Origin of the sequence: Xanthobacter autotrophicus, from assembly GCF_029991245.1 — a bacterium.
GTDB lineage: Bacteria > Pseudomonadota > Alphaproteobacteria > Rhizobiales > Xanthobacteraceae > Xanthobacter > Xanthobacter autotrophicus_C.
Window position 1 is genome coordinate 1 of record NZ_JAIVFO010000223.1, and the last position, 4,459, is coordinate 4,459.

Here is a 4,459-nt window from a genome sequence, read left to right on the forward strand (position 1 = left end):
GTTTGGCTTTGCGGTGTCTTGGGGCATGGCAACGACCTTAGGTCACTGGCCGGAATATAATTCGTGCACGATATAATCGCAACCGCTTGACACACCGGTTCGGTGTGGCTAGAAATATCGTACACGAATTAATCGTGTCGACTAAATATCGCCGCGACATCCCGCAAGGAGCCCTCCCATGCCCGTGAATGTTCTCTACAGCACCTCCGCCCGCGCCACCGGTGGCCGCGACGGCCATTCCGCCACCCTCGACGGGGCGGTGGATGTGGCACTCTCCACCCCCAAGGAGCTGGGTGGCGCCGGCGGTCCTGGGGTCAATCCCGAGCAGCTGTTCGCCACCGGCTATGCGGCCTGCTTCCTCGGCGCCATGAAGTTCGTGGCCTCCCAGGGCGGCAGCGCGAAGGTGCCCGCCGACGCCACCGTCACCTCCACCGTGGGCATCGGCCCGCGCTCGGAAGGCGGTTTCGGCCTGGAGATCGCGCTTGAGGTGTCCTTGCCGGGCGTGGACCGCGCGGCGGGCGAGGAGCTGATCGCCAAGGCGCATCAGGTGTGCCCCTATTCCAACGCCACCCGCAACAACATCGACGTGAAGCTCAGCCTCGCCTGAGACGGCGCCTGTGCCCCGGCTGACGGTCGCCATGGGCGGACGGAGAGCCGGGGCCGAGCGCACGCCTCCGCAGCGGGTGCGCTTCCGGACCTTGATTCAGGACATTGGTATTGCCTGCTGTGCAGGAGTCTTTGCGCGGAGGAGTCTTTGCGCGGGAGTGTTGCGCTGGATCCCGGCTCGGCGCTCCGGCTGCACCGTCGCTGGTCCGGGAAGCGGCGCTACAGGGTCGAGGTTCCGCTCCGGCGGACCTCGCCCCCTCTCTTCAGCTGGCCTCGCTGCGCAGGGCCATTTTCTCGCGGCGGCGTTGGACCGAGGAGGGGATGTTCATGCCCTCCCGATACTTGGCCACCGTGCGCCGGGCGATGTCGATGCCGGCTTCCTTCAGCTTCTGCACCAATGTGTCGTCGGAGAGCACATCGTCCGCGCTTTCGGCCTCGATGAGCAGCTTGATGCGGTGGCGCACCGCCTCGGCCGAATGGGCCTCGCCGCCGCCGGAGGCGGAAATGGCGGAGGAGAAGAAGAACTTCATCTCCACCACGCCGCGGGGGGTGGAGATGTATTTGTTGGATGTCACCCGCGAGACGGTGGATTCGTGCATGCCGATGGCGTCCGCCACCGTGCGCAGGTTCAGCGGCCGCAGATAGCGCACGCCGTGCAGCAGGAAGGCGTCCTGCTGGCGCACGATCTCGCTCGCCACCTTCAGGATGGTGCGCGCCCGCTGGTCGAGGGAGCGCGTCAGCCAACTGGCGCTCTGCAGGCACTCGGCGAGGAAGCTCTTGTCCTCGGCCGAGCGCGCCACCTTGGCCACGGTGGCATGATAGGTCTGGTTCACCAGCACCCGGGGCAGGGTCTCGGAATTCAGCTCCACCAGCCAGGTGCCGTCGGTGCCGGGGCGCACATAGACATCGGGCACCAGCGGATGGACCACGCCGGTGCCGAAGGCGAGGCCGGGCTTGGGATCGAGCCGGCGGATCTCGCCGATCATGTCGGCCAGGTCCTCGTTGTCCACGGCGCAGACGCGCTTGAGCGCATTGCGGTCGTGCCGGGCCAAAAGCTCCAGGTTCGCCACCAGCGCCTGCATGGCGGGGTCGAACCGGTCGCGCTCCCTGAGCTGGATGGCGAGGCATTCGGCAAGGTTGCGCGCACCCACCCCAGACGGCTCGAAGGTCTGGATGAGCTTCAGCATGGCCTCCACATCGGCGCGCGACACGCCGAGCTGTTCGGCCAGCTGGTCGAGATCGCCGGTGAAATAGCCGGCCTCGTCGATGAGGCCGATGACATTGACGCCGATGAGCCGCCGCGCCGGATCGCTCACCGCCACGGCCAGCTGCGCTTCCAGGTGGTCGGCCAGGGTCATCTCGGCGGTGAGGAAGGCTTCCGGATTGTAGTCCTCGCCGCGCTCGCCGCCGCCCCATTCGCCGGTGGAGGGGCTCTGGCCGGTGGAGCCGCCGCCGGAGGCGCCGCGGTCGGCGGGGGCGTCGTCCGGGAAGACGTTGCCGAGATCGGTGTCGAGGCGGGTTTCCATGGCCGCCCGGCTGGGCTCCATGTTGCCTTCCATCCAGTCGCCGGAAACGGCGGCCTCGGGCTCGGGGGCGGGAGCGTCATCCCGCTGGGCGGTCTCGGAGGGGGTCTCGCCGCTGGCGGCGTCGGCTGCGCCCTCGCCCTCGGTGATGCGCTCCAGCAGCGGATTGCGCTCCAGCTCCGCCTCCACGTAGGCGACCAGCTCCATGTTGGAGAGCTGCAGCAGCTTGATGGCCTGCATCAGCTGCGGCGTCATCACCAGGGACTGGCTCTGGCGGAATTCCAGCTTGGGGCTCAACACCATGGCGGCAACCTCCGCCGGCAGGGAACGGGTCGGGCGAGCGAAATTCGGGGCGAGGTGGCGCTCATAGCCGGAACTCCTCGCCGAGATACAGCCGCCGCACCTCGGGACTGGAGACGATGGATTCGGGGTCGCCCTCCATCAGCACCGAGCCGGAATGGATGATGTAGGCGCGGTCAATGAGGCCCAGGGTCTCGCGCACATTGTGGTCGGTGATGAGCACGCCGATGCCGCGGGAGGTGAGGTGGCGCACCAGCGCCTGGATGTCGCCCACGGCGATGGGGTCGATGCCGGCGAAGGGCTCGTCCAGCAGCATGAACGAGGGCTGGCTCGCCAGCGCGCGGGCGATCTCGAGGCGCCGCCGCTCGCCGCCCGAAAGCGCGATGGAGGGCGACTTGCGCACGTGGGTGATCTTGAATTCCTCAAGGAGGGCTTCGGTCTCCTCCCGGCGGCGGGCGCGGTTGGGCTCGGTCACCTCCAGCACGCCCATGATGTTGTCCTCCACCGAGAGGCCCCGGAAGATGGAGGCCTCCTGCGGCAGGTAGCCGACGCCGAGCCGGGCGCGGCGATACATGGGCATGGGGGTGATGTCGTGGCCGTCCAGCTCGATGCGGCCGCGATCGGCCTTCACCAGCCCGGTCACCATGTAGAAGCAGGTGGTCTTGCCGGCGCCGTTGGGGCCGAGCAGGCCCACCGCCTCGCCGCGGCGGACGTTGAGGCTCACGTCGCGCACCACCTGCCGGCCGCCATAGGACTTGGCGATGCCGAAGGCCGCCAGGGCGCTGGTGGAATCGAAGGGCTGGGCGTCACGGCCGTCACCGCGGCCATCGAGGGCAGCGTAGCGGGGGTCGTCCCAGTCGCCGTCCTCATAGGCGGCGGCGTCGCGCGGGTCGTCCTCGTCCCACTCGCGCGCGTCTCGCGGCGCGCTGCTTTCGTTCCGGCGGGCGGTGCCGCCGGACGGGGTCTTCGACCTGATTTTAGACTTGCCGAACATGGACAGGACGTTCAACGCGACCTCCGCACCCCGGCCCCCAGATTGGAAGGTTTAGAACGTCCTCACCAGGGATGCAACGTTTCCATGCAAAATATGGGCCGCGCGGCGCTCCACTCCGGTGCGCGGCCGCGCCAGGCTCGGCGCCTCTCGCATAACGGCTTGATTAGAAACAATGATTGAGCGAATCGCGGCGCACCCGTCCACAGTCCCGGCTACCGCCAGCAGGCGGTTTTCAACCGGGGCGCGCGTTCGCTTTCGTCAGCGGCGGGGGGGCTGTCCGCCCTGGTCGGGCTTGGGCAGGGTGTCCTGCTTCAGGCTGCCGGGGACGATGAGGCTTTCGACCCGTCCGCCCTCGAACTTGGAGACGCCGGAAACGAGGTCCACCACCAGCTTCTGGCCGCGGATCACGTTGGGGCCCTGGGTGAGGACCACCGGCTTGCCCACCAGGGTCACCGTGTTGGTCTTCATCTCGAACACGCCGCTGTCGCCGGTGGCGGTCTGCTCCTTGGTCTTCACCACCACGCCGCCCACCGCTTCCAGCTTGCGGATCTGGCCCTTCTGGGACGGATCGACGCCGGACGCCTGCTCGCCGCCGGCCTGCTGGGCGACGGAGCCCTCGTAGTAGACCATGAGGTCCTTGGAGCGCAGCGTGGTGTCGCCCTGGGTCACCAGCACGTTGCCGGAGAACACGGCGACCTTGTCCTTGTCGCGCACCTCGAGGGAATCGGCGTTGATGCGCACCGGCTGGTCGCGGTTCTTGGCAAAGCCCTGCAGTGCATTGGGCACGTTGGAGGTCTGCGCGACAGCGGCGCCGGGCACCGCGAGACTCAAGAGGGCGGCGCCGGGCGCCGTGATACCCACGAGGGCGGCGCCGGGCGCTGCCACGAGCATCGCTGCCGCCGCGGCCCGGGCGAGCGCGACCCGGGCGTGGCGCCGGGCGCGGAAGGCAAGGCCGGTTCGGTCCTGGTCCTGAGGCTGGCGGATCATGGGTTGGATACCGGGCGTCGCGGGGGAAGGGGAGTGGGCTGGGTGGCGG

General features: G+C 68.6%; 4 protein-coding genes. 1 reads left to right on the top strand and 3 read right to left on the bottom strand.

Going from position 1 to position 4,459, the window contains the following annotated elements:
• Window positions 1-178 precede the first annotated feature (178 nt).
• Window positions 179-607, top strand: coding sequence for an organic hydroperoxide resistance protein (locus K9U41_RS21855; RefSeq protein ID WP_282642951.1), 429 nt, complete (start codon window positions 179-181; stop codon window positions 605-607).
• A gap of 262 nt (window positions 608-869) precedes the next feature.
• Here the strand turns inward: K9U41_RS21855 and rpoN are convergent, their stop codons facing one another.
• The 3 genes from rpoN to K9U41_RS21870 all read right to left on the bottom strand — a co-directional run.
• The gene (gene rpoN / locus K9U41_RS21860) at window positions 870-2,432 is read right to left on the bottom strand and encodes an RNA polymerase factor sigma-54 (RefSeq protein ID WP_282642952.1); all 1,563 of its coding nucleotides are present in this window, start codon (window positions 2,430-2,432) and stop codon (window positions 870-872) included.
• 61 nt (window positions 2,433-2,493) lie between these two features.
• The gene (lptB, locus tag K9U41_RS21865; RefSeq protein ID WP_282642953.1) at window positions 2,494-3,438 is read right to left on the bottom strand and encodes an LPS export ABC transporter ATP-binding protein; all 945 of its coding nucleotides are present in this window, start codon (window positions 3,436-3,438) and stop codon (window positions 2,494-2,496) included.
• Window positions 3,439-3,681: 243 nt separating this feature from the next.
• Window positions 3,682-4,459: LptA/OstA family protein (locus K9U41_RS21870; protein WP_349237867.1), on the bottom strand; the 778-nt coding region annotated here is incomplete at its 5' end.

Excerpts from the sequence above, each read along its gene's own strand:
- rpoN (WP_282642952.1), bottom strand. The coding sequence starts at position 2,432 with ATGGTGTTGAGCCCCAAGCTGGAATTCCGCCAGAGCCAGTCCCTGGTG.
- K9U41_RS21855 (WP_282642951.1), top strand. The coding sequence starts at position 179 with ATGCCCGTGAATGTTCTCTACAGCACCTCCGCCCGCGCCACCGGTGGC.